General features: G+C 70.3%; 23 protein-coding genes. 17 read left to right on the plus strand and 6 right to left on the minus strand.

Annotation, left to right across the window (positions count from 1 at the left end; all coding sequences use genetic code 11):
- Positions 1-3: 3 nt before the first annotated feature.
- From ASG91_RS05625 to ASG91_RS05655, 7 genes are all read left to right on the plus strand, one after another.
- Positions 4-1737 (plus strand): AMP-binding protein, encoded by a 1734-nt coding sequence (locus ASG91_RS05625; protein WP_056921609.1) that lies wholly within the window; start codon positions 4-6, stop codon positions 1735-1737.
- Positions 1738-2001: 264 nt separating this feature from the next.
- Positions 2002-2427 carry an NUDIX domain-containing protein gene (locus ASG91_RS05630; protein WP_056921610.1) on the plus strand — a complete coding sequence of 142 codons (426 nt, stop codon included), beginning with the start codon at positions 2002-2004 and terminating at the stop codon, positions 2425-2427.
- Positions 2428-2612: 185 nt separating this feature from the next.
- Positions 2613-3869 carry a hypothetical protein gene (locus tag ASG91_RS05635; protein ID WP_056921611.1) on the plus strand — a complete coding sequence of 419 codons (1257 nt, stop codon included), beginning with the start codon at positions 2613-2615 and terminating at the stop codon, positions 3867-3869.
- The gene (locus ASG91_RS05640) at positions 3869-4345 is read left to right on the plus strand and encodes a hypothetical protein (RefSeq protein WP_056921612.1); all 477 of its coding nucleotides are present in this window, start codon (positions 3869-3871) and stop codon (positions 4343-4345) included. The genes ASG91_RS05635 and ASG91_RS05640 overlap by 1 nt, the downstream gene beginning before the upstream one ends.
- A gap of 7 nt (positions 4346-4352) precedes the next feature.
- A complete protein-coding gene (locus ASG91_RS05645; protein ID WP_056921613.1) occupies positions 4353-5054 on the plus strand; it encodes a hypothetical protein in 702 nt (233 codons plus the stop codon).
- Positions 5055-5059: 5 nt separating this feature from the next.
- On the plus strand, positions 5060-5944 hold the full coding sequence (locus ASG91_RS20995) for a hypothetical protein (RefSeq protein WP_200961230.1): 885 nt from the start codon (positions 5060-5062) through the stop codon (positions 5942-5944).
- Between the two features lie 10 nt (positions 5945-5954).
- Positions 5955-6650 (plus strand): hypothetical protein, encoded by a 696-nt coding sequence (locus ASG91_RS05655; protein ID WP_056921615.1) that lies wholly within the window; start codon positions 5955-5957, stop codon positions 6648-6650.
- Here the strand turns inward: ASG91_RS05655 and ASG91_RS05660 are convergent.
- The gene (locus ASG91_RS05660) at positions 6598-7731 is read right to left on the minus strand and encodes an NAD-dependent epimerase/dehydratase family protein (protein ID WP_056921616.1); all 1134 of its coding nucleotides are present in this window, start codon (positions 7729-7731) and stop codon (positions 6598-6600) included. The genes ASG91_RS05655 and ASG91_RS05660 overlap by 53 nt on opposite strands.
- Positions 7728-9686 carry a DUF362 domain-containing protein gene (locus ASG91_RS05665; protein WP_162257505.1) on the minus strand — a complete coding sequence of 653 codons (1959 nt, stop codon included), beginning with the start codon at positions 9684-9686 and terminating at the stop codon, positions 7728-7730. The genes ASG91_RS05660 and ASG91_RS05665 overlap by 4 nt, the downstream gene beginning before the upstream one ends.
- 58 nt (positions 9687-9744) lie before the next feature.
- On the opposite strand from ASG91_RS05665, the gene ASG91_RS05670 reads away from it, so the two are divergent.
- Both ASG91_RS05670 and ASG91_RS20550 read left to right on the plus strand, forming a co-directional pair.
- A complete protein-coding gene (locus tag ASG91_RS05670; protein WP_056921618.1) occupies positions 9745-9993 on the plus strand; it encodes a DUF2630 family protein in 249 nt (82 codons plus the stop codon).
- Between the two features lie 100 nt (positions 9994-10093).
- Complete coding sequence (locus ASG91_RS20550; protein ID WP_157606100.1) at positions 10094-10258, plus strand: hypothetical protein; 165 nt, start codon at positions 10094-10096, stop codon at positions 10256-10258.
- 88 nt (positions 10259-10346) lie between these two features.
- Here the strand turns inward: ASG91_RS20550 and ASG91_RS05675 are convergent, their stop codons facing one another.
- Entirely contained in the window at positions 10347-11000 is a 654-nt protein-coding gene (locus ASG91_RS05675; RefSeq protein WP_056921619.1) for an MBL fold metallo-hydrolase, read from the minus strand.
- A gap of 37 nt (positions 11001-11037) precedes the next feature.
- Between ASG91_RS05675 and ASG91_RS05680 the strand changes: the two genes are divergently transcribed.
- From ASG91_RS05680 to ASG91_RS05690, 3 genes are all read left to right on the plus strand, one after another.
- Entirely contained in the window at positions 11038-11379 is a 342-nt protein-coding gene (locus ASG91_RS05680; RefSeq protein WP_200961231.1) for a DUF2200 domain-containing protein, read from the plus strand.
- Positions 11379-11708 (plus strand): gamma-glutamylcyclotransferase family protein, encoded by a 330-nt coding sequence (locus ASG91_RS05685; protein WP_056921620.1) that lies wholly within the window; start codon positions 11379-11381, stop codon positions 11706-11708. The genes ASG91_RS05680 and ASG91_RS05685 overlap by 1 nt, the downstream gene beginning before the upstream one ends.
- A gap of 62 nt (positions 11709-11770) precedes the next feature.
- Positions 11771-12352, plus strand: a complete 582-nt coding sequence (locus tag ASG91_RS05690; RefSeq protein ID WP_157606103.1) for a hypothetical protein — start codon at positions 11771-11773, stop codon at positions 12350-12352.
- A gap of 14 nt (positions 12353-12366) precedes the next feature.
- On the opposite strand, the gene ASG91_RS05695 is transcribed toward ASG91_RS05690, so the two are convergent.
- Entirely contained in the window at positions 12367-13149 is a 783-nt protein-coding gene (locus ASG91_RS05695) for a maleylpyruvate isomerase family mycothiol-dependent enzyme (protein ID WP_056921622.1), read from the minus strand.
- A 103-nt stretch (positions 13150-13252) separates the two neighbouring features.
- Positions 13253-14299: an AraC family transcriptional regulator gene (locus tag ASG91_RS05700; RefSeq protein ID WP_082593970.1), complete on the minus strand. Its 1047-nt coding sequence runs from the start codon at positions 14297-14299 to the stop codon at positions 13253-13255.
- 254 nt (positions 14300-14553) lie between these two features.
- On the opposite strand from ASG91_RS05700, the gene ASG91_RS05705 reads away from it, so the two are divergent.
- From ASG91_RS05705 to ASG91_RS05720, 4 genes are all read left to right on the plus strand, one after another.
- Positions 14554-15909: a sugar ABC transporter substrate-binding protein gene (locus ASG91_RS05705; RefSeq protein ID WP_056921623.1), complete on the plus strand. Its 1356-nt coding sequence runs from the start codon at positions 14554-14556 to the stop codon at positions 15907-15909.
- Positions 15910-16088: 179 nt separating this feature from the next.
- Positions 16089-17027, plus strand: coding sequence for a carbohydrate ABC transporter permease (locus tag ASG91_RS05710; RefSeq protein ID WP_056921624.1), 939 nt, complete (start codon positions 16089-16091; stop codon positions 17025-17027).
- Positions 17024-17839, plus strand: a complete 816-nt coding sequence (locus ASG91_RS05715; protein WP_056921625.1) for a carbohydrate ABC transporter permease — start codon at positions 17024-17026, stop codon at positions 17837-17839. Before ASG91_RS05710 ends, ASG91_RS05715 begins: the two co-directional genes overlap by 4 nt.
- A 21-nt stretch (positions 17840-17860) precedes the next feature.
- Complete coding sequence (locus tag ASG91_RS05720; protein ID WP_082593939.1) at positions 17861-19363, plus strand: mannitol dehydrogenase family protein; 1503 nt, start codon at positions 17861-17863, stop codon at positions 19361-19363.
- Positions 19364-19397: 34 nt separating this feature from the next.
- Here ASG91_RS05720 and ASG91_RS20555 read toward each other — a convergent pair whose 3' ends face one another.
- On the minus strand, positions 19398-19577 hold the full coding sequence (locus ASG91_RS20555) for a hypothetical protein (protein ID WP_157606106.1): 180 nt from the start codon (positions 19575-19577) through the stop codon (positions 19398-19400).
- Between ASG91_RS20555 and ASG91_RS05725 the strand changes: the two genes are divergently transcribed.
- Entirely contained in the window at positions 19576-20232 is a 657-nt protein-coding gene (locus ASG91_RS05725; RefSeq protein ID WP_056921626.1) for an NADPH-dependent F420 reductase, read from the plus strand. The genes ASG91_RS20555 and ASG91_RS05725 overlap by 2 nt on opposite strands.
- Positions 20233-20242 lie beyond the last annotated feature (10 nt).

Consider the following 20242-nt stretch of genomic DNA (forward strand, 5'->3'; position numbering starts at 1 on the left):
TGCATGGCACCCACCTCGCCCGACGACACCTCTGCCCGCGCCACAGGGCCCGGCACCGCGGCATACCGGGAAGCTCGTGACACCCTCGTCGCGCTCAGTGGACAGCACGAGCGCGCGGTGCGCGAGTTCCGTTGGCCCGACGTGGGGGAGCGGTTCAACTGGGCGGTCGACTGGTTCGACGAGATCGCCCGCGACAACACCGCCACCGCCCTGTGGATCGTCGAGGAAGACGGGTCCGAGCTCAAGCTGAGCTTCGACGAGCTGGCCCTGCGGTCCGACCAGATCGCGGTCTGGCTGGCATCCCTGGGAGTGGGCAAGGGCGACCGGGTGCTGCTCATGCTCGGCAACCAGGTGGAGCTGTGGGAGACGATGCTCGGGGTGTTCAAGCTCGGCGCGGTGATCATGCCGACCACGGCAGCCCTGGGGCCGGCCGACCTGCGCGACCGCGTGGACCGCGGTGAGGCAAAGGTTGTCGTGGCCAACGCTGCCGACGCCCCGAAGTTCGACGAGGTGCCCGGCGACTACCTCCGCGTGGTTGTCGGCGCGGTCGATGGATGGCACACGTACGCCGACGCCTATGCGGTGGTGGGTCATGAGTTCCAGACCACCACCGCCGCCACGGATCCGTTGCTGCTCTACTTCACCTCTGGGACGACCAGCAAGCCGAAACTCGTTGAGCACACGCAGGTTTCGTACCCAGTGGGTCACCTGTCGACGATGTACTGGATCGGTGCCAGGCCGGGCGACGTCCACCTCGCGATCAGCTCCCCGGGCTGGGCGAAGCACGCGTGGTCCTGCTTCTTCGCCCCTTGGATCGCGGAGTCGACGATCTTCGTCTTCAACTACACGCGCTTCGACGTGGCCGCCCTGCTCGACCAGATCCGCCGTGCCGAGGTGACGACCTTCTGCGCGCCCCCGACGGTGTGGCGGATGCTGATCCAGGCCGACCTCAGTGGCGGCAAGGGCGAGCTCCGCGAGCTGCTCGCGGCCGGGGAGCCGCTCAACCCCGAGGTGATCACGCAGGTCGAGAAGGCGTGGGGTCTGGTGATCCGGGACGGCTACGGGCAGACCGAGACGACCCTGCAGGTGCGCAACATCGCCGGCGAGCCGCTCAAGCCCGGGTCGATGGGCCGGCCGATGCCGGGCGTGCCGGTGGCCCTGATCGACCCGCTCACCGGTGAGCTCGCCGACGAGGGGGAGATCGTCCTCGACCTCTCGAAGCACCCGGTCAACCTGATGACCGGCTACCTCGGCGACGACGAGCGCCAGGCCGAGGCGATGGCCGGTGGCTACTACCACACGGGTGACGTGGCGCAGCGGGACGCCGACGGCTACATCACCTACATCGGTCGCACCGACGACGTGTTCAAGGCGAGCGACTACAAGGTCTCGCCGTTCGAGCTCGAGAGCGTGCTGATCGAGCACCCGGCGGTGGCGGAGGCGGCGGTGGTCCCGGCTCCCGACCCGACCAGGCTGGCGGTGCCCAAGGCCTACATCGCCCTGGCGCCAGGCTGGGAGCCCGATGCGGAGACGGCCAAGGCGATCCTCGGCTACGCCCGGGGCCACCTCGCTCCCTACCTGCGCGTGCGCCGGCTCGAGTTCTTCGAGCTCCCCAAGACGATCTCGGGGAAGATCCGGCGGGTGGAGCTCCGCGACCGCGAGCAGCACGCCTTCGAGGGCGGCACCTCGCTGTCCGAGGAGTTCCGCGACGACCAGTTCCCCGACCTCAAGTCCTGAGGCGGGCGCGCGGTCCTCCCCGTGCACCTCCTCTGCACCTCCTCTGCACCTCCTCTGCACCTCCTCTGCACCTCCTCTGCACCTCCTCCACACCTCCTCTGCACCTCCTCGGCACCTCCCGCACGTCCGCGTCCCACGGGTGACATCCGTCGTTGGCTCAGGCCGGCTGCTCCTCTAGCATCTTCGGGTCGAACGGGAGCCGGGGACTGCGCCCGCCGACCAACACGTGGCCTGCTCACAGGCCGAACCACCGTGGGAGAAGGCATGAATGGGCTGGCCACTGCCGTGCCGCTGACGACGCGTATCGCCGTCCACGTGCTCGGCGTGGACCCGGACCGTCGCGTGCTCCTGGACCGCGCCCGCCCGCCGTCGGAGCCCGTCTGGGGCCTTCCCGGGGCCGTGGTCGCGCCGGGCGAGGACCCAGTGGTCAGGGCGCGCCGGCTGGTGTCGGACGCAGGGGCGATCGCCGCGACCAGGGTCGAGGTGATCGACCTCGAGAGCCTCGTCGAGGACGGCCTGCACGTCGTGCACCTGGTCTTCGAGTGCGGGGCGGAGCCCTCGCTGCTGCGCACCGACGGCACGTCGTCGGCCCTGTGGTGGACACTGCCCGAGATCGTCGGGCTCAGCCTCTCGGCGCGCACCCGCAAGGCGCTGGCCTCGCGCTGGGCGATGATCTGGCCCGACACCTGATCGGTGCGGTGCGGGATCGCTGCGCTGGTAGGGCATTCCGGCCATTACGGGCATCTGGGTTCCGGTGGGCGTGGTTGGTCTCAGTGGATGGTCGTTGAGGGCTTTCGAGGCCGTTGGACCCCGAGTACCGTGAAATCGGCGGTCCGCCGGGTCCGCTGGGGTATCAGAGCGGGCCGGGGCTGCCAGTGCGGACTTACCCATATGCGTTTCACGTCGCCCTCGACGGCAACGGACTGAACGGGCTCGAGGGCCGGGCGGGCGTGTGCCTGTTCCACTACGACCCCGTCACCGGCGACCACGCCTACAAGGTCACGTACTTCGGCGGAGCGTCCGGTGGGCACGCGCCGAGTGTCGACCCCAGCCGGCGGATCGGCTTCCTGGGCAACACGGGTCAGCACCTGCTCTTCTACGACCTCGCGACGCTGGAGGAGGCCGACCGGGTCTCGACCCTGCGGTTCGAGGTGCCCGACACCACGATCAAGGGCAGCACCCACGTGGTCTGGCTCGACGACACGCAGTTCGTCACGTCGATCGGCGAGCACCTGTGGAAGTTCGACGTCAACCGCCTCACCAAGGCCGAGCAGGTCGCACCCCACGGGCTGAAGATCCCGCACGCGATGAAGCGCACCGCCTCCGGCCGCTACATCGTCTACGGCGGGATGGACCACCCGACCAGGGGTGAGGCCAAGGAGGTCGGCATCCTCGACACCGTGACGGGCGAGGTCCGCCGGATCACCCTGCCGACCACCTGCTGGCACGTCGTCTGCCATCCGGTGCTCGACGTCTTCTACGCGATCTCGTTCAGGGTCAACGCCGCCGACCGCTCGGACTACGAGCACTGGGGCATGGCCTGGCTGCGCCAGTACGCGTTCGAGATCGACGCCGAGGACGGTCGGGTGGTGCGGCACTGGGCCGCCGACCGCGACCTGCCGGCCCACATCAACTCCGACGTGACGATCTCCGACTCCGAGCTGATCTTCTGCACCGGCGGCAGCCACACGGTCGTCTTTGTCGACCTGCTCACGCTGAGCCAGCACCGGCTCATCGACGAGCACCCGGGCGCGCTGGAGAGCCTCGCCCTCACCCGTCAGTCGGCCAACACCGTCGCCGAGTCGGTCATGCGCGGCAACTTCTTCAGCAACTCCAACCTCTATGCCGAGTCGCTGCGGGTGAGCCGCGGCGCCCTGGTCGACGGCATCTATGCGTGCCAGCTCTCGGCCGACCAGACCCTGCTGTTCACCGCGAACCGCGGCCAGAACCACATCACAGTCTACGACTACCCGTCCCTGGCGGTCCGCGACCGGATCGTCATGCCGGAGCTCCAGGAGTTCGACCCACGGTTGGCCGCGTGGGGTGACCCCCGACTCGGGTTCCACCACTCCTACCTCGTCAGCCCCGACGCCGCCTCGTCCGAGGCACCCAGTCCCGCAGGAGCCCACTGATGGCCGACTACACGATCGACACCACCGTCTTCGGCGGAAACACGTTCAGCTCCGACGTCACTGCGGACGTGACCTCGAGCCTCACCGGGCTCGACAACATGAAGCTCACCCTCGCGGGTGGCACCACGAACACGAACAACGGCGAGAACACCGTCCACAGTGACGCCACCATCACCCTCGAGCCGGTCACGACGACGTCGACGGTCAACACGACCTCGAGCATCGAGTCGAGCTCCGACGTCACGTCCAACGCCAACGTCGCGACGACGTCGAGCGTCGACCTCAAGCCGGTGGCGGTCGACACCTGCGTGCGGCTCGAGCTCGGACCGCCACCAGCCACCGAGGTCTGCACGCCCTACGAGCAGACGTGGGGGTGGTCGGTGCTCGGCCTGGAGCTGTTCGCGCTCACCGTCCGCGGCAGTGCCACGGCGCACATCCGGCCCGAGCACCACGGCCCCGTCGTGATCGACCTGTGAGCCCGTCGTGACCACCGCCCGCCGCAAACCAGCGAAGGCCACAGCCGCCAAGGCCACGGCCGCGAAGGCCACACCCGCGAAGGTCACAGCAGCGCAGCCGTCATCCGACGCGATCGTGCTGACCGGGCCGCCCGGTCTGCTCAGGGCGACCGTCTCGGTGGAGAACGCCGTCGACCAGCGCGTCGCGGTGCGGGGACTCACCCTGCACCGCAGCGGGCAGCAGGCCCTCGCCGGCGCCGGCGCGGCCGTGATCGCCCCGGGTGCCACGGCCCAGGTCCCGGTCTCCTTCCGACTCGAGCCGGACACCCCGCCGGGTGAGTACCCGGCGGAGGTGGAGGTGGGCGGCATCCGTCGGGAGGCGGTCCTACGGGTCGAGCCCGACCTCTCGATGCACGTCTCGCCACGGCGGGTGATGGCCGAGGTGGGCGGCTCGGCGGTCACGATCACCGTGACCAACGACGGCAACCTCCCGATCCCGCTGGCCGCCGTCGTGCGCGCCCGCACCGACGACGGCGGACCCGACCCGGGCCCCGACGTCACCCTCACGCTGACCGACGCGACGACTGCCGCGCCGGGCACCACCTCCGTGCTCCGGGGCAGCCTCAGCGTCCCCGACGAGCTCGACCCCACCCGTCGGCACACCGCACGGGTCCCGGTCGGCACGGCCGACCTCGACGTCATCATCCTGCCTCGCGACCCATCGGAGTGATCACCATGAGCACCACCGCACCCGAGTACCTCACCTCCCTGCGCGACGGCTTCGCCGATGCCGTGCAGCAGTGGGTGGACCAGTCGACGACCGCCTGGGACCAGTGGCAGCAGGCCTGGTCGCCGGTCGTCGAGGCAGCAGGGCTCGGTATGCCGGGTGCTCCCGGCACAGCCCCCGGTCGCCGGTCGAAGGGTGCGCGCGGCCACGGCCACGGCCACGACCAGCACCACGAGCACGGGCACGACCACCACCAGCACGGGCACGACCACCACGAGCACGGGCACGACCACCACGAGCACGGGCACGACCACCAGGGGTGCGGCTGTCACGACCGGTGCGGGTGCGGCGATGTGTGTGACTGCTGCGTGCCGGCGGCGGACGTGATCGTCCACGCCCGGGCCGGTGAGGTGCGCGTGGTGCCCTTCAGGCTCCACAACCCCTGGCGTCGCGAGCGCGAGGTGTCCCTCGAGGTCGGGCCCTGGCACGGCTGCGACGGTGACGACCTCGAGATCCGCGCGGTCCTGGAGGAGGAGAAGGTCGTCCTGAAGCCGTGCGAGGACAGGGTGGTCCGGCTGCTGGTGTCGACCCGCGGCGACGGCTCGTCGACCAGCAGGTCCGCGGACGTGGTCGACAAGGCGGAGCCCAAGGACCCGGCATCGGACGCACCCACCAAGCCCACCAAGGCGGCCGCAGCCGCAGCTGCGGCGCGTGAGTCCGTGGACGTGGTGGTCGCCTCGAGGAGCCGGACCGCCGACGTCGACTCGTGCGTGAGTGCCTATGCGGACGTCCGCTTCGAGGGCTGCGCGCGCCCGCAGCGGGTCGCCGTCGTGGTGCTGCCCGCGGAGTGCGACGCGGTCGACCTGGGCTGCGACTGCGGATGCTGCTGCTAGGAGGAGTGTCATGACGGAGACGAACAGCACCGACGAGACGCTGGCCCGGATCACCGAGCTGGCGCGCCAAGCCCTGCAGTCACAGTCGACCCTGGCCAAGCAGTCGCTCGAGCTGGGCCGGGCGGCCCTGTCCGGCGATGTCGACCGGTCCACCACCAGCAAGGCCTACCTCGACGCCGTGAGCCGCGAGGGCGCGCGCTACTGGCGTGAGGCCAGCGCCCTGGGCCTCGACTACGCCAGCGAGCTCATGGCGCTGGGCACCCGGAGTGCGGCCCGCATCATCAGCGACGCCTCCGCTGCCGGCGGCACGCGGGTGCGTCGCGGCACCACCACCTCGCGCACCGGCGCTCCGCCGGCGCCGCCGGCCGAGCCGGACGACGGGGTCCGCCGCTCACGGGTGCACCTGCGAGCGGCCGTGGGGCAGACCGCCCAGGGCACGGTCACGGTCGTCAACCGGCACCCACGCGCCCGTCGCGTCGAGCTGGAGCCCAGCGACCTGCGCGACGCCACCGGCACGGTGGTCGCGCTCAGCCTGGAGGTCGAGCCCGAGCACGTGACGATCCCGGCCGGGGAGGAGCACCAGGTCCGGATCTCGGTCGACCTCGAGGAGGCGGTCGTGCAGCCGGGTCAGCAGTACGTGGGGAGCGTGACCGTCAGCGGCGGCGACGAGGCCATGCTGGAGGTGACCGTCGAGGTCGCGGACTGACCTCCCCCGGATCCGTCAGGGGTGCGGCGACCAGGTCCCGGGCGGCGCGCACCTCGGGGTGCAACCGCAGTCCTTCACGCGCCCATCGGGGCAGGTCGGGGCTCACCGCCAGCCACGCCAGTGAGGCGGCCACCGACGCGCGAGCCGGCCGCGCGGCATACCCGAGGCCCTGGGCCTTGGTCGAGGTGTACCAGTAGAACCGGCCCACGGTGGAGGCTTCCTCGCGCGTGGTCAGCGGGGTCGCGTCCCGCAGCTGGGCCCACCACTCGGTCGCGGCCGAGACGGCCCACGCGCTGCCCGCGTCCATCTCTGCGAAGGGGCCGGGCAGCCCGGCGAGGTCGGACACGAGGCTGTGGAGCATGCGCCAGCTGACGTCCTCGCCGCCGAGCAGGTAGCGCTCACCGGCCACCCCGCGCTCGAGCAGGCACACGTGGCCTGCGCCGACGTCACGGGCGTCGACGACGTTGCACCCGCCGGGGAAGGTGCTGCGCGTCGGGTCGAGCAGGTAGCGCAGGACGATGGCGTTGCTCGGGGCGAGCCGGGTGAAGGGTCCACCCAGGACCACGGTGGGCAGGGCCAGCACGACCTCGAGGTCCAGCCGGCGACCGGTCTCGAGGGCGATCTCCTCCTGGGCGACCTTGCTGGCGTAGTAGGCCGGCGCTGGTTCGGACCCGAGGTGGTCTCGTTCGGACCGCGCCCGGGGGAGCAGGCTCGACCCGCGGGTCACCGACGACGAGGTGACGACGGCACGCGCGATCCCGGCCGCGGCGGCTGCCTCGAGGACGGCCCGGGTGCCGTCGGTGTTGACCTGGTCGACCTCGGCGGCCCGGGCGGCACCGAAGGCGTAGACCGCGGCGCAGTGGACGACGGCGTCGCACCCCTGCATGGCGGCGCGGAGGGCGGGCGGGTCGGTGAGGGCCGCGGTCGCGACGGGCACCGTGTGGACTCCGACCTTCACCTGCGTCCTGCGGTGCTCGGGGTCGGGCCGCGCGATCGCGAGCACCTCGTGCCCCGCCGCGAGGGCGGCCGCCACGACCTGGCCCCCCACCATGCCGGTGGCGCCGGTGACCGCGACCTTCATCGCGCACCCCGGACGTGGCGGAAGCCCTGCGCGTCGACCTCGGGACCGGTCGCCCTCGCGGCGCCCCCGGTGGGGTCGGGACCGGCCGGGCTGCCCGGGCGGTCGCCGAGCCAGTCGGTGACCGCACCGAGGACGAGGTCGAGGGCCTGCGTCAGGAGGGGTTCGGCGGGGTCCATGGGCGGTCGTCCGATCCGGAACCCGCGACCCTCGAAGCAGGCCTCCAGGTTGTCGAACGTCGTCGTGAAGAAGCGTCGGTAGGCCTCCTCCAGCAACGGGTTCCGCAGCTCGGGCACCGCGGCGAGGTCGATGCCCGCCCACGTCGCGGGGAGGGCGAAGAGCTGTCGCCCGCGCACCACCACGAGGGTGCCCGACGGGGTGCGGGTGAAGGTCAGGCTGCCGTCGTCGAACTCCGCAGAACCGTTGGGGCTGCTGACAGTTCGCCAGGTGAGCCGGTGCCGGTCCGGGCTCCGCTCGACCAGCTCGATCTTGCAGACGTCGATCGGCTCACCACCCCACGCTGCCAGGTAGTTGGGCTGGGGCAGGTAGAGGTTCCGCTCGGCCTGACGCGTGCGAGTGGTGCCGGTGGAGGACGGCGCCGACGAGACGGTCACCCGGCGCCCACCGAGGTAGTCGGCCATCAGGCTGATGCCCGCGGCCACGTCCACCCGGGCGACCCACTCGTCGAAGTCGGCCCGGACCTCGCGGCCCACCTCGAACACGGTTGCCCCGTCCACGAGCCGCCAGCGCATCCCATCGGCGTTCTCCGGGATCCCTTCCACCAGCGCGTCGAACGCCGCGAAGAACGCCGGCAGCCCGTCATAGGCGCTGACCGGGTATGCCGCGGGGTCGAATCCGAGGGGTACCTCACGGCGGTCGACGGTGTCCTTGTCCACTCCGGTGGACCAGGCGAGCGCGCCCTGTCGGGCGGCGCCGACCGCACCGAGGACGGCCGTGAGGGGAAGGTGGCCGGCGGGGTCGTCGGCCGCGACGACCAAGGGGGTGAGGAGAGCCCGCACGGTCGACAGCACCGCGTCGGCGGGCGACGCGCCCTCGTCCGGCCCACCGGTGGCGGCGCTGAGGACCCGCGCCAGGCGCGGCTCCACCGCGACCGACCGCGCCGCGCCGCGGGCCAGCGGATGGGCCGCATGAGCGCCCTCCAGCATCGTCAGGCGGCCCTCGGTGCGTCCCGGGGAGGGGCCGACGGCGAGCAGGGCGCGTTCGAACAAGGCTGACGTCGACCGGTCGAGCCCGAGCAGCGCCGCGGTGGCGCTGTCAGCCGCGAGCAGGTCGGTGGCCACCACGAGGGTGCGGCTGTCGAGCGTCTGGGCGAGCCGGCCGCCGTCCGGTCCCACGCTCGCCTCGAGGGCGTCGACGACGACCAGCGTCGGTGCGAGGTGGGCCAGGAGGTCGGCAGCGACGTCCGCGGCTTCGGCACCGGCCACCTCGGGAGCCGCGCCGAGGAGCGTCGTGAGGCCCGCGGCATACCCGTCGACCAGGTCGGTGACCGCGCGGGCGGCCACCACCCGCGTGGGCGCCTCCACCCACGCGCGGGACGCGAGGTGACCGGACAGCACGCTCGTGTCGGGGACCCGTGCGGCGACCAGGTCGCGGCCGAGGTCGACCACGTCATAGCGCGTGCCGGTCGCCGTGCGGCCACCGAGACCCGCGAGCCGAGCCAGCTCCTGCACCGAGTCGTGCCCGCGGTCGCGGTCGTACGCCTGCACGGTCGCGCCGACGACGACGGGGCTGCATCCCCTGTCCTGCAACAGGTCCACCAGCGCGTGGACCACGCTCGAGGCGACCGGCGTGGGCTGGCGCAGCCGCACGAGCACGACGGCGGCGCCGGAGAGCTCCGGGGCGAGGGCCGTGACCGCCGGGCCGAGGGCATCGACGTCCCCACCGCCGACCACGATGCAGGCCAGCGGGTCCCGGCTCGGCACGCCTCGGGGTGCCACCCGTCCATGTAACCAGCGTGCCCTCGCCAGCGACAGGGGCCGATGACATAGTGAGGACGTGGCCGACGACATCGACATCCAGCAGCACATCAAGGGACTCATCGACGAGGAGCACAGCCTGCGCGGCAAGCTCGGCGCCGGCGAGATCAGCGTCGAGGAGGAGAACCAGCGCCTGCAGACCATCGAGGTCGAGCTCGACCAGTGCTGGGACCTGCTGCGCCAGCGTCGCGCCAAGCGCGAGTTCGGCGAGGACCCCTCCGCTGCCGAGGTGCGGGACGCACGCATCGTGGAGAACTACCGGGGCTGAGCCACCCGCCGTTCACCCGGCGTTCGGCGCGGCGGACTGGACACCTCAGCGAAGGGTTCTACTCTCGAAGTAGGCCGGAACCCGACAAAGGGGGTGCGCCATGCGCACAACACTCGCCCACCTGCACGTTCCCCACCCGCACGTAGCCCACCATGAACCGAAGTGGTGGCTGAGCCACAGCCTCGTGGCCGTCGCGGCCGCCGCACTGATGATCTATGGTGCAGCCGTGCTGCTCGTCCTGACCGGGTTGCTGCTCTTCGCCTGACCCCGTCACCCCCAGATCTCCGCCCTGTTGAAGGTGGAACTACCGGATATCCGGGCGTTTCACTTCCAACACAGGTGGAATCACTGGGTCACCAGCGTCGGTCGACCCACTCCTGGAGGTGGGGCAGCTCGTCCGCGATGACGGTCGAGTCGCCGTGGCCGGGCAGCACCACCGTGTCTGCGGGCAGGGTGAACAGCCGGGTGCGCACCGACTCGATGATGGTGTCGAAGTCGCTGTAGTCGTGGCGGGTCGCTCCCGGCCCGCCCGGGAACAGCGTGTCGCCCGTGAAGACGACCCCGAGCGCTGGGGCGTGGAAGCAGCACGACCCCGGCGTGTGGCCCGGGGTGTGGATGACGTGCAGCTCGACGTCACCGACCGTCAGCACCTGGCCGTCGGCCAGGGCCGCGTCGGGGGTGACCGGGTAGAGCTCGTCCCACAGGAAGCGGTCCTCCGGGTGCAGGTGCGCGGGCGCACGAGTGCCGTCGCAGACCTCGCCCACCGCGTCGATGTGGTCGAAGTGGCCGTGGCTGATGAGGACGCCCTGCACGCGCTGCTCGCGCGGGATCGACTTCACGATCGCCCGGCCGTCGTGGCCCGCGTCGATGACCAGGCACTCTGTGTCGTCGCCGATCACCCAGGTGTTGTTCTCGAGGGTCAAGGCGCCCTCGGGTCGGTCGAAGGTGCCTGCGGTGACGATGCGCGCGACGCGCACGCCGCCCGGGGAAGGTGCGATGTCCGGCATACCCCCATCCTCACCCATCGCGGCTAGGCTCGCGCAGGTGAGCCGGATCTTCACGACGAGCGTGGCCGCGGTCTACCCCCACTACGTGAACAAGGTGGCGAAGAAGGGCCGCAGCCGCGCCGAGCTGGACCAGGTGATCGAGTGGCTGACCGGGTTCGACGAGCCCACGTTGACGCGACACCTCGCCGACGAGACCACCTTCGAGGACTTCTTCGCCGCCGCGACGGTGAACCCCAACGCGTCGTTGATCACCGGGTCGATCTGCGGGATCCGGGTCGAGGAGGTCGAGGACCCCCTGATGCAGAAGATCCGGTACCTCGACAAGCTCGTCGACGAGCTGGCCAAGGGCAAGCCGATGGACAAGGTGCTCCGCGGCTGATGACCCACGGGCTCTTCGTCTACGGGACGCTCGCGCCCGGGCGACCCAACGCGCACGAGATGGACGGCATGGTCGGCACCTGGGAGCCGGCCGTCGCGCGCGGCGACCTGTTGCCGGACGGGTGGGGTGCGGCCGCCGGCTACCCCGCGATCGTGCTCGATGACGAAGGGCCCGAGGTGCCCGGGCTGCTGTTCCGGTCGGACGACCTGCCGGCCCACTGGGACCGGCTCGACGCGTTCGAGGGCGAGGGCTACGACCGGGTGCTGACGACCGTGCACCTGCACACCGGTGAGGATGTCCGCGCCTACGTCTACGCCCTGCGCCGGTAGTCCCGATTCGCCCCCACGGTGTCCGGCGACTTGGTAGCGTCCGGGCCGATGAAGGGGATGCCGTGTCAGCAGCCGGTGTGATGACGTCGCAGCAGACGGCTGCGCGGTCGAGGGTGGCTGTCCTCGGGGCTGTCCTCGCGGGGGTCCTGCTGGTGGTGGGCGCAGTGGGCGTGCGGTTCTACGAACCGCTGACGTGGAACGGTTACGTCGGCCCCGGGGGAACAGGTGTCACCCTGGTCGACGATCCACTCTTCGGGTCCGCCGCGGTCCTCGATGGACCGGCCGGCAGCACCGCGACCGTCGTCTACTCGGTCCGGAACGACGGTCACCTCCCGGTCACGGTCTTCGCTCCCGGCGCCGACGGGACGCAGGCCGACATCGTCGACGTGCGCTGGGCCCCGGTGTTGGGACCGGGCAACACCTTCGGCGGGGTGCGACCCGACCCGGAGGCCACCTCGATGCGGGTTGGACCGGGCGAGGAGGTCGCCATGTGGGTCACCGCCACCAAGCCGCCCTGCGAGCCGGGTGTGACCTCGACACTCGACGTCGTCCCGATCCGGTGGGGGCTGTTCGGCCTGACCAAGGTGCAGCAGTTCGAGCTGAGCCCCAAGGGCCCTCCGCCCCTGGTGCTCTGCAAGGCCTAGGAGGTACGCACGACCTAGGCGCCCGGGACCCACTCGACGAGACCGTCGAGCACGGCTCGGTCGCCGGTGATCTCCAGTGTCTCCAACGGGATCCGGCCGTACATCGTGAGGACGATCTCGCTCGCCGAACCCCGGCCCGTCATGGTCGCAGGGTCCGTCGAGTCGCCACCATCCGGGAGGCGGGCGAAGCGAGCGCCGTCACCGTCGAGCCAGAGCCGCCAGGCGGGGCCCTCGGTCGACACGTAGTCGAGCGTCGCCGGTTCGTGCGGCCAGGCGTACGTGGTGGCGTTGCAGGAGGAGAGGAACTCCTCGACGCCGTCGACTGCTGCCTCGTCGGGGATGGGCTGCGGTGCGCCGAGGGCGACCTGGGCGTCATAGGTGTGCACCGCGACCTCCTGCAGCTGGTGTCGGGCGACCGCCCCGGCCGTCAGTGGCGACTGCGAGACATCCCACCAGGCCCAGCTCCCCCGGTCCGGTCCGGCGTCCCGCAGGGTGGTGTCCAGCTCGGCAACCGAGTCGGCCAGCCAGGCCTGCAGGGCATCGCGGTCCCGGGGCGCGTCCGCGCCATCCCCAGGGGCCGTGCCCGCCGGTCGCTCGTCGGAGGGGCCGAACGCCACGATCGTCGCCCAGCGCTGTCGCCCTTGGCCGATGTGCTCGGCGAGGTCGAACAGCGTCCACCCGGGGCAGGTCGGCACCGGGACGTCGAGATCGGGCGCCGCGGCCACCAGGGCAAGGAAGGCGGTCGATCGCTCGTCGATCAGTCGCAGCAGGTCGGGGAACTCCGGCGTCGTGTGCACCCCGGATGTCTACCAGCCCGATGACCCTCGGCGACATCGAGTTTCGGGCGGCCATCGGTATGAACCGTGCGGCCTTCGATCGTTTCTTGCCTCCGCGGGAGGCTCAGGCGTGGTTGCCGGCGCCGATGCGGGCGCGCAGGCCGAGGCTGAACACCTCGGCGGGAGGTTTCTGCGAGGACTCGAGCCTGCGGTAGGCCGTGGGGGTCGCGCCCACCTCGGCGAGGAACTGGCGGTTGAAGTTGGCCATGTTGCGGTAGCCACTCAGCTCCGCCACCTGCGCGATGGAGGCCGGGGTCGTGTCGAGCAGGCGGCGGGCGTGCGCGATCCGCAGCTTCTTGACCATGTTGCTGAAGGTCATGCCGGTGGCACTGCGGAAGTACTTCGAGAACGTCGGCTCCGACATGTAGGCGAGCTTGGCCGCCGTGGAGAGCCGGATGTCGTCGGTGAGGTTCTCGAAGATGTAGGCCAGACCCGCCTCGACGGCGTTGAGCGAGTTCGGGTCGGTGGGGCGGCCGAGCCACTCACTGGCCACGACCTCGCGCTCCTCCTGGGGGGCGCGCGCGAAGATCGAGAGCAGGCGGAACAGGCTTGCGACCTGCTCGGTGCCCTCGGTGCGCACGACCTCGAGGATGTTCTCGGCGGCCCGCCAGGCGGTGGCGCCGGAGAAGACGATGCCTCGCGCCGACTGGGCGAGGATGTCGTCGATCTCCTGCAGCTCGGGGATGAGCCGCATGCACTCCCGCACCCACTCGTCGGTGAACTGGATGACGGCGTCGCGGTCGGGGGCCACCTGCCCCGGGGGCAGGTCACTCACCCAGTCGTGGGGCAGCAGCGGGCCCATGATGCTGACGTGTCCGGGGGCGAAGGTGCCCACGTGGTCGCCGGCGATGAAGCTGCCGTGGGTCTTGGTGATGAGGTGGATCTCGTACTCGGGGTGGGCGCCCCACCCACAGATCTCACTGGGGAAGTCGTGGGTGAGCGCACGGAAGGCGTGCTGCGGGTGAGGGGGGATCACCTCACGGCGAGGGGCGGCTGGGTAGGGGCTGCCGGGGCGGTGGGCCGAGGGGAGCTCGACCACTTCCGGGGGCGCGAAGCGCGCGAGGGGGCGCCTCGGCGTGCCCGTCGACTGATACGAAGTCCTCACCTCCATCTGCTCCAGCGTGCGGTCAGAGCCGATCGAGACCTCAGTCTGCCGCACGAATGCTCAGGCGTGAAGGGCCCTGCTCAGATGAGCGGGATGGGAAAGTATCGAAACTCTGGCGAAGGCGTCATTGTCCGGTTGCCTGCCTCGCGGCCACGCTGAGGTCATCCCGGCACCGCGGCCAGGACCAGGTGAGCCCCACCTCGTCCCCTGCGAACGGCGGGACTCGAGTACCAAAGGCTCACCTACCAAAGGAGTTAGGCATGCTCTGTTCGAAGCGCGCCCTGACCGCGGGTGCGGGCGTGGTGGCAGCCGCGCTCGCCATGGCGGCCTGCTCGTCGGGCGCAGTGTCCAGTGGCGGCGGCGGAGGCGACGGCAAGAACGTCACCCTCAACCTGGCCACCGTGAACAACGGCCAGATGAAGGACATGGAGAAGCTCAAGGGGGAGTACGAGACTGCTCACCCCGGCACCAAGATCAACTTCCAGGTCATGGAGGAGGGTGACCTCCGCGCAGCGGTCACCGCCGACGTCGCCAGCAAGGCCGGCCAGTACGACATCGTCACCATCGGCGCGTACGAGACCCCGCAGTGGGGTGCGAACGGCTGGCTGGTCGACCTGACCGGACCGCTCAAGTCCGACGCGGCATACGACGTCGACGACCTCCTCGCGCCGGTGCGCGAGGCGATCTCCAACGACGGCAAGCAGTATGCCGTCCCGTTCTACGGCGAGTCGTCGATCCTCATGTACAACAAGGAGATCCTCGACAAGGCGAGTGTCACCCTCTCCGCCAACCCCACCTGGCAGCAGGTCGCGGACGCGGCCAAGAAGGTCAACACCTCCTCACGGGCCGGCATCTGCATGCGCGGCAAGCCCGGCTGGGGTGACCTCTTCGCGCCGCTCACCACGGTCGTGCAGACCTTCGGTGGCAACTGGTACGACACCAGCTGGAACGCCACGGTCAACACGCCGGAGTGGAAGCAGGCGGTCACGTTCTACAAGACGCTGCTCGACACCTCGGGGGAGAAGGACCCGGTCTCCTACTCCTTCAACGAGTGCCTGACTGCGCTCAAGGAAGGCAAGGCCGCCATGTGGGCCGACGCCTCCGTGGCCGCCTCGATGCTCGAGGCCGACGACTCCCCGGTGAAGGGCAAGATGGGCTACGCCCACATGCCTGTCGACAAGACCAAGGAGTCGGGCTGGCTGTGGAGCTGGAACCTCGCGGTCCCGGCGACCACGAAGAACAAGGACGCCGCGATCGACTTCATCAAGTGGGCGACGAGCAAGGACTACCACAAGCTCGTGGGCGAGAAGCTCGGCTGGTCCCTGGTGCCCCCGGGTGCCCGTCAGTCGACCTACGACCTGCCCGAGTACAAGCAGGCTGCCGCGGCCTACGCGCCCATCACCCTGGACGTCATGAAGTCGGTGAACCCGAAGCAGCCGGGCGTGAACCCGCAGCCCTGGGTCGGTATCCAGTACGTGTCGATCCCTGAGTTCCAGGACGTCGGCAACCAGTGCGCCCAGCTGATCGCCGACTACCTCGCCAACCGCGGCACGGTGGACGACGCACTCGGCAAGTGCCAGGGCATCGCCAAGAAGGCGGGCGACGCGCACAAGTAGTCCCCGCCCGGTCCTGAGGACCTCCGTCCGAACTCGCACGGACGGAAGACAGGGTGCCGGGGTCGTGACTCCCATCCGGCTCCGGCACCCTCCCCCAGGTCCTCCCGCCCGTCGCGCAGATCTCCTGCTCACATCCCCCGAACACCACCTGTCCAAGCCACAACCAGGGGAGTTTCCTCATGGCCGTCACCGAGCTCGACACCGTCGTCGCGCAGACTGCGACCGACAAGCGGCGGGTCAAGACCACCTCCAAGGAGGTGTGGACCGCACGGTGGCTGTTGCTGCCGGCCGTCCTCTTCCTCATCCTGCTGACCCAGATCCCGTTCCTCACGACCGTCGGCTACTCAACGATCCGGTGGAACCTCCTCTACCCCAACGACCGCGGCTTCACCTGGTTCAAGAACTACGGCACGGCGCTGTCGTCCGGCGACCTGTGGCCGTCGATCGTCGCCACCGTCGTGATCACCGCGTTGGCCGTGGTGTTCTCGCTCCTGTTCGGCATGATCTTCGCCCTCCTGCTGAACCGTCAGTTCCGCGGGCGGGCGGTGGCCCGCACGCTGATGATCACGCCGTTCCTGATCATGCCTGCGGCCTCGGCGCTGATCTGGAAGTACTCGATGTTCGACACGAACATCGGCATCCTCAACTGGCTCTCGCGGACGCTGCACCTGCCGGTCATCTCGTGGAGCACCGAGCACCCGCTCCTGGCCGTGATCATCGTGCTGACGTGGGAGTTCACCCCGTTCATGATGCTGATCCTGCTGGCTGGGCTCCAGGGCCAGGACACGGGAATCCTCGAGGCGGCCCAGGTCGACGGCGCCGGCCCGTGGCGCATCTTCACCTGGATCACGTTGCCGCACCTGCGGATGTACGTGGAGATCGGTGTCCTGCTGGGCGCGGTCATCATCATCCAGGTCTTCGACCCGATCGCGATCCTGACCAAGGGCACCGGCGGCACCAAGACGCTCGCCTACCTGCTCTACGAGCGAGCCTTCATCGGCCTCGACGTCGGTCAGGCCGCGGCATACGGAGTCATCACCGTGGTGCTCACGATCATCGTGGCCACGATCGCGCTCCGCACCCTGTTCAAGGTCTTCATGGCTGGAGGAAGTCGATGACACGCAGCGTCCGGGGAGGCCTCGTCACCACACTCACGTGGGTGCTCGTCCTGGTCTTCTTCTTTCCCGTCTTCTGGATGATCATCAACGGCTTCAAGCCGGAGGCGATCGCCTCGTCCATCCACCCGAAGGTGTTCTTCAGTCCGGTGACCACCGGCTACCAGCTCGCGATGGACCGCGGGATGAAGGGCTACCTGATCAACTCCATCACCGCGTCGGTGACCGCGACGATCATCGCCGTGGTGCTCGCCATCCCCGCGGCGTACGCGCTCAGCATCCGGCGGGTGAAGAACGTCGAGAGTGCTCTCTCGTTCTTCATCTCCACCCGCTTCATGCCGATGGCCGCGGTGGTGCTGCCGCTGTACATCATCCTCAAGAACCTCGGCCTGCTCGACAACATCTACATGCTGGCCGTGGTCTACGGCGCGGTGAACCTGCCCGTCACGGTGTGGATGATGCGGTCGTTCTTCCTCGAGGTGCCGTTCGAGATCGTGGAGGCAGCCCGCGTCGACGGCGCCGGCCTCTACCGCGAGATCGTGCGGATCGTCCTGCCGCTGGTGCTCCCCGGCGTTGCCGCGGCTGCGCTGATCAGCTTCATCTTCAGCTGGAACGAGTACTTCCTCGCCACCCTGCTGACCAGCAACGCGGCCCGGACCACGCCCCCGTTCCTCGGCAGCTTCGTCGACGGACGTGGACAGTTCCTCGCGGTCCTCTCCGCGGCCGCGACGATCGCGGCGCTGCCAGTCATCCTCGCCGGGTGGGTCGCGCAGAAGCAGCTGGTGCGCGGTCTGTCCATGGGCGCCATCAAGTAACCGACGGCCAGGACCAATTCCGTGACACACGAACCCACCGTCCACCACCGTGCCGCGGCCGGGGCGACCCTGCTCCCCGTCGTGCCCGAATGGGTCGCCCAACCCACCTACGACCGCTCGCAGGTGACGGCCTCTATCGTCCACTTCGGCGTCGGCGGCTTCCACCGGTCGCACGAAGCCGTCTACCTCGACACCCTGATGAACCAGGGGCAGGCGCTCGACTGGGGCATCTGCGGGGTCGGCGTGCTGCCGCACGACCGACGCGTCATCGACACCCTCGACGCCCAGCGTGGCCTGTACACGCTGATCGTCAAGCACCCTGACGGGAAGTGGTCCGCCAAGGTGGTGGGCTCGATCGTGGAGGTGGTCTTCGCCCCCGCGGACCGTGAGTACGTCGTCGACCGCCTGGTCGACGAGCGGACCCGGATCGTGTCGATGACCATCACCGAGGGCGGCTACCTGGTCAACCAGGAGACGGGTGACTTCGACGCGGACGACCCCGACATCAGGCTCGACCTCGAGCCGGATGCCGTGCCGCACACCGTGTTCGGGTACGTCGTCGCCGCGCTGGCCCGCCGCCGCGCCGAGGGTCGCGAGCCGTTCACGGTGATGAGCTGCGACAACCTGCCCGACAACGGCGACGTCGCGAAGCGGATGATCTGCGCGTTCGCCCGGCTCAAGGACCCCGACCTCGCCGACTGGATGGAGGCCAACGTCGCCTTCCCCAACAGCATGGTCGACCGGATCACGCCGGTCACGACCGAGGAGGACATCGAGCGGCTCACCGACCAGTTCGGCGTGACCGACCTGTGGCCGGTGGTCTGCGAGCCGTTCAGCCAGTGGGTGCTCGAGGACAGCTTCACCCAGGGCCGCCCGCCACTGGAGGACGCCGGGGTGCAGCTGGTCGAGGACGTCGTGCCCTACGAGCTGATGAAGCTGCGACTGCTCAACGCCAGCCACCAGGCGATGTGCTACCTCGGCTACCTCGCCGGGTACCGGTACGCGCACGAGGTCTGCCAGGACCCGCTGTTCGTCCGCATGCTCGCCACCTTCATGGAGCAGGAGGCCAGCCCCACCCTCCAGCCGGTGCCGGGTGTCGACCTCGCGGAGTACCGGCGGCAGCTGCTCGAGCGGTTCGCCAACCCCGAGATCCGGGACCCGCTCACCCGGCTGTGTGCCGAGTCCAGCGACCGCATCCCCAAGTGGCTGGTGCCCGTCATCCGCCACAACCTCGGCGCCGGTGGGGCGGTCGACATCTCCGCGCTGATCGTGGCGTCCTGGGCCCGGTATGCGGAGGGGACGGACGAGCAGGGCAACCCGATCGAGGTCGTCGACCGGCGCAAGGACGCGGTCGTGGCCCGGGCCGCACGCCAGCACGAGGACCCCTGCGCGTTCCTGCGCGACCCCGACCTGTTCGGTGACCTGGCCGACCAGCCGCGGTTCACCGAGGCCTACACCCGCGCGCTCGCCGACCTGCACGAGCGCGGGGCCGTGGCCGCGACCGAGGCGGCCCTCCAGTCCTGATCCGGCCGACCACTGTGACGCATGGTCGGCCGGGTCAGCCCAACGGTGCGCCGAGCCCGGCGTCCAGACCCACTGCCCGGTATGCCGCGCGCCCGGCTGCGCGGGCGGGCACAGCCCGGCGCGGGCGGGCATAGAACGGGGTGAGGGCGCGTTGCGGGTCGAGGTAGGCACCCTTGTCCATCTCGCGCGAAGCGCCGCACCCAGGAGTCACCATGAAGATCGCAGTCCTCGGCACCGGCAGCGTGGGGCAGGCCCTCGCCGGCCGCCTCCTCGAGCTCGGCCACGACGTGGTCGTCGGCACCCGCGACCCGGAGGCCACCCGCAGCCGCAGCGAGTCCTTCGTCGCCTGGCACGACGCCCATCGCGACGCGAGCCTGGCCACCTTCGCCGAGGCGGCCGCAGCCGCGGAGCTCGTCGTCAACGCGACGAGTGGGCCCGGCGCCCTCCCGGCGCTCGAGTCCGCCGGCGCCGACCAGCTGGCCGGCAAGGTCGTCATCGACATCTCCAACCCGCTCGACTTCTCGGCCGGCTTCCCGCCCACCCTGTTCGTGAAGGACACCGACTCCCTCGCCGAGCAGATCCAGCGCACCTTCCCGCAGGCCCGCGTCGTCAAGACCCTGAACACCCTCACCGCCGCGCTGATGGTGAACCCCGCGGACCTCGGCGCGGACTCGTCGGTCTTCGTCTCGGGCAACGACGACGCGGCCAAGGCCACCGTCACCGAGCTGCTCCAGAGCTTCGGTCACACCGACGTCATCGACCTCGGGGACATCACGACCGCACGCGGTCCGGAGATGCTGCTCCCCGTCTGGCTGCGGCTGATGGGCGCGCTCGGCACGCCCACCTTCAACTTCAAGATCGTCCGCTGAGTCGGTTTGC

This window comes from Phycicoccus sp. Soil802, from assembly GCF_001429605.1.
Lineage (GTDB): Bacteria > Actinomycetota > Actinomycetes > Actinomycetales > Dermatophilaceae > Pedococcus.

Excerpts from the sequence above, each read along its gene's own strand:
- ASG91_RS05625 (WP_056921609.1), top strand. The coding sequence starts at position 4 with ATGGCACCCACCTCGCCCGACGACACCTCTGCCCGCGCCACAGGGCCC.
- ASG91_RS05630 (WP_056921610.1), top strand. The coding sequence starts at position 2,002 with ATGAATGGGCTGGCCACTGCCGTGCCGCTGACGACGCGTATCGCCGTC.
- ASG91_RS05640 (WP_056921612.1), top strand. The coding sequence starts at position 3,869 with ATGGCCGACTACACGATCGACACCACCGTCTTCGGCGGAAACACGTTC.
- ASG91_RS20995 (WP_200961230.1), top strand. The coding sequence starts at position 5,060 with ATGAGCACCACCGCACCCGAGTACCTCACCTCCCTGCGCGACGGCTTC.
- ASG91_RS05655 (WP_056921615.1), top strand. The coding sequence starts at position 5,955 with ATGACGGAGACGAACAGCACCGACGAGACGCTGGCCCGGATCACCGAG.
- ASG91_RS05660 (WP_056921616.1), bottom strand. The coding sequence starts at position 7,731 with ATGAAGGTCGCGGTCACCGGCGCCACCGGCATGGTGGGGGGCCAGGTC.
- ASG91_RS20550 (WP_157606100.1), top strand. The coding sequence starts at position 10,094 with ATGCGCACAACACTCGCCCACCTGCACGTTCCCCACCCGCACGTAGCC.
- ASG91_RS05675 (WP_056921619.1), bottom strand. The coding sequence starts at position 11,000 with ATGCCGGACATCGCACCTTCCCCGGGCGGCGTGCGCGTCGCGCGCATC.
- ASG91_RS05685 (WP_056921620.1), top strand. The coding sequence starts at position 11,379 with ATGACCCACGGGCTCTTCGTCTACGGGACGCTCGCGCCCGGGCGACCC.
- ASG91_RS05700 (WP_082593970.1), bottom strand. The coding sequence starts at position 14,299 with ATGGAGGTGAGGACTTCGTATCAGTCGACGGGCACGCCGAGGCGCCCC.
- ASG91_RS05705 (WP_056921623.1), top strand. The coding sequence starts at position 14,554 with ATGCTCTGTTCGAAGCGCGCCCTGACCGCGGGTGCGGGCGTGGTGGCA.
- ASG91_RS05710 (WP_056921624.1), top strand. The coding sequence starts at position 16,089 with ATGGCCGTCACCGAGCTCGACACCGTCGTCGCGCAGACTGCGACCGAC.
- ASG91_RS05715 (WP_056921625.1), top strand. The coding sequence starts at position 17,024 with ATGACACGCAGCGTCCGGGGAGGCCTCGTCACCACACTCACGTGGGTG.
- ASG91_RS05725 (WP_056921626.1), top strand. The coding sequence starts at position 19,576 with ATGAAGATCGCAGTCCTCGGCACCGGCAGCGTGGGGCAGGCCCTCGCC.
- ASG91_RS20555 (WP_157606106.1), bottom strand. The coding sequence starts at position 19,577 with ATGGTGACTCCTGGGTGCGGCGCTTCGCGCGAGATGGACAAGGGTGCC.